This is a genomic window from Streptomyces fuscigenes (assembly GCF_021556455.1).
GTDB classification, from domain to species: domain Bacteria; phylum Actinomycetota; class Actinomycetes; order Streptomycetales; family Streptomycetaceae; genus Streptomyces; species Streptomyces fuscigenes.
Map to the genome: position 1 here is coordinate 1 of NZ_JAKGCV010000612.1, position 2,579 is coordinate 2,579.

Consider the following 2,579-nt stretch of genomic DNA (forward strand, 5'->3'; position numbering starts at 1 on the left):
GGCGCAGAAGGCCGCGGCGCGTACCCGCACGGCTGCTCGCCAGGCGGCCGAGTACACGGGGCCGCGGGTGGAGCAGACCCGCCACCGCCCGTCGGGCGGCCCGGCGGCGCCTTCTGGTCCGGCGGACGCCCCCGCGTTAGTGTCTCGCCGTGTACCTGTCACCCCAGGTGCCATCCCACGCTGGAGGAACCTTCCGTGCGCAAGAGAGTCATCGCGTCCACCGCCCTCGCCCTCGGCCTCTCCCTCACCCTCCCCGTCACCGCGGCGTCCGCGACCGGCGGCGGGTCCCACGCCGGCCCGGGCGCGCCCGGCATCGGCGACCCGTACTACCCCACGTACGGCAACGGCGGCTACGACGTCTCGCACTACGACCTCGACCTGGACTACCAGCCCGCCACCGACCGCCTCTCCGGCACCGCGGTCGTCACCGCGACCGCCACCCAGGGCCTGACCAGCTTCGACCTCGACTTCGCACTCGACGTCAGCTCCGTGCGCGTGGACGGCCGCCCGGCCCGCTTCACGACCGCCGGCGAGCAGGAACTCGTCGTCACACCGGCGCGCACCGTCCCGCGCGGCCACCGCATGACGGTCGCGGTGACGTACTCCGGTGTGCCCTCCACCGTGCAGAAGTACGGGTTCACCTCCTGGCAGCGCACCCCCGACGGCGGTGTGGCGGCGAACGAGCCCGAGTCCGCCTGGTGGTGGTTCCCCAGCAACGACCACCCCCTCGACAAGGCCACCTACGACGTCACCGTGCACGTCCCGAAGGGCGAACAGGCCGTCTCCAACGGGCTGCTGCTCTCCGCGCGCACGGCGGGCGGGAGCACCGCGTACCACTGGCGCCAGGACCGGCCGCAGGCCACGTACCTGGCGACGCTCGCCGTCGGGCACTTCGACATCACCCGAGGCCGCACCCGCACCGGCGTGCCGATCATCAACGCCTACAGCACCGCGCTCGCGCCCGCGGTGAAGGCGAACGCGCGGGCGAGCGTGGAGCGCACCGGCGAGATCATCGACTTCCTGAGCGGCTACTTCGGCCCGTACCCCTTCGACGCGGCCGGCGGCTACGTCCCGAACGTCACCTCCCACTTCGCGCTGGAGGCGCAGACCCGCGTCTTCTACAGCCCGTCCTTCTTCGCCACGGCCCCGGACACCTCGGTGGTCGCCCACGAACTCGCCCACCAGTGGTGGGGCGACGACGTCTCGCTGGAGCGCTGGTCGGACATCTGGCTCAACGAGGGCTTCGCCGGGTACGCGGAGTACCTGTGGGCCGAGCACGAGGGCACGGGTACGCCGCAGCGGCTCGCGCAGCAGGTCTACGACAGCCACCCGGCGGACGACCCGTTCTGGACGGTGAAGCCGGGCGACCCGGGCGCGGCGAACCAGTTCGACGACGCGGTCTACGACCGGGGCGCCGTGGCCATCCAGGCGCTGCGCGACACGATCGGCGACCGGGCGTTCCTGGAGCTGCTGAAGGCCTGGCCCGCGCAGCACCGGTACGGCAACGGCACCATCGCCGAGTTCCGGCGGCTCGCGGAGCACCTGTCGGGCCGGGACCTCGGGGACTTCTTCACCACCTGGCTCTACACCCCCGCCAAGCCCGCGGTCTTCCCCGCCGGGCACTGAACGGACCGGGGCCGGCGCGCTCCCGTCGCGCCGGCCCCCGCCCGGTGCCCCGTCCCGGCCCCCGCCCGTGCCGCCCCGCCGAGCGGACAGGTCAGGTGTCGCGGTCCGCCGCGAAGCGCATAGGCTCGGTGGAGTGGGAAAGGCAACGGCAGGCGGACGTCTCCCCGGGGCCGTCCGTGCCGTGCCGGGGGCTTCCCCGCCACGCAAAGTGCCGCCCGTCGCGCCTGGAGATGCCGTGCCCGAGTCCGTGAACGAGCCTTCGCGCGCCGACGCGGTCAGGAACAGGGACCGGATCCTCCAGGTCGCCCACGAGGCGTTCGCCGAGTCCGGCGCCACCTCGCTCAACGCCATCGCCAAGCGGGCAGGGGTGGGGGCCGGGACGCTGTACCGGCACTTCCCGACCCGGGAGGACCTGATCCTGGCCGTCTACCGGCGCGACGTGCTGGAGCTCTCGCGCTCGGTCTCCGCGGCACTGGCCGGAAAGGCGCCGCTGGACGCCTTCCGCGCCTGGTTCCGCGAACTCGCCGCGTACGTGCGCGTCAAGCACGGCCTCGGCGAGGCACTGGGCACCGCCGCGGTCCGGGACGTCGTCAACGAGACGTACGTGCCGGTGACCGCGGCCGTGGCGACCTTGCTGCGGGCCTGCGAGGAGGACGGCAGCTTCCGGCCCGGCCTCGCCGCCGGCGACGTGCTGCTGCTCATGGGCTTCTTGTGGCGGGTCGCGCCCGACGCGGACGGTGAGGCGCGGGCGGCCCGCATCATGGAGCTCGCCATCGACGGCCTGCGCCCCTGACCCGGTGCGTGCGGGCAGGCCGGGGGCGCACCCGTGCCCCGTGTCCGCACCCGCGCGTACGGGGAGGGCGGGCCCGGCCGTCCGCCGGAACCCGCCCTCCTGACGTCGCGCCCCGCGCGGGCGCGCGCGATCAGGCCCGGGCCAGGCGCAGCGTGCGCAG

At 74.4% G+C, this 2,579-nt stretch carries 2 protein-coding genes; both read left to right on the forward strand.

What is annotated here, in order from left to right; genetic code table 11:
- Positions 1 to 195: 195 nt before the first annotated feature.
- Entirely contained in the window at positions 196 to 1,626 is a 1,431-nt protein-coding gene (locus tag L1885_RS26930; protein WP_235799765.1) for a M1 family metallopeptidase, read from the forward strand.
- Positions 1,627 to 1,861: 235 nt separating this feature from the next.
- Positions 1,862 to 2,419 (forward strand): TetR/AcrR family transcriptional regulator, encoded by a 558-nt coding sequence (locus L1885_RS26935; protein ID WP_235799766.1) that lies wholly within the window; start codon positions 1,862 to 1,864, stop codon positions 2,417 to 2,419.
- Positions 2,420 to 2,579 lie beyond the last annotated feature (160 nt).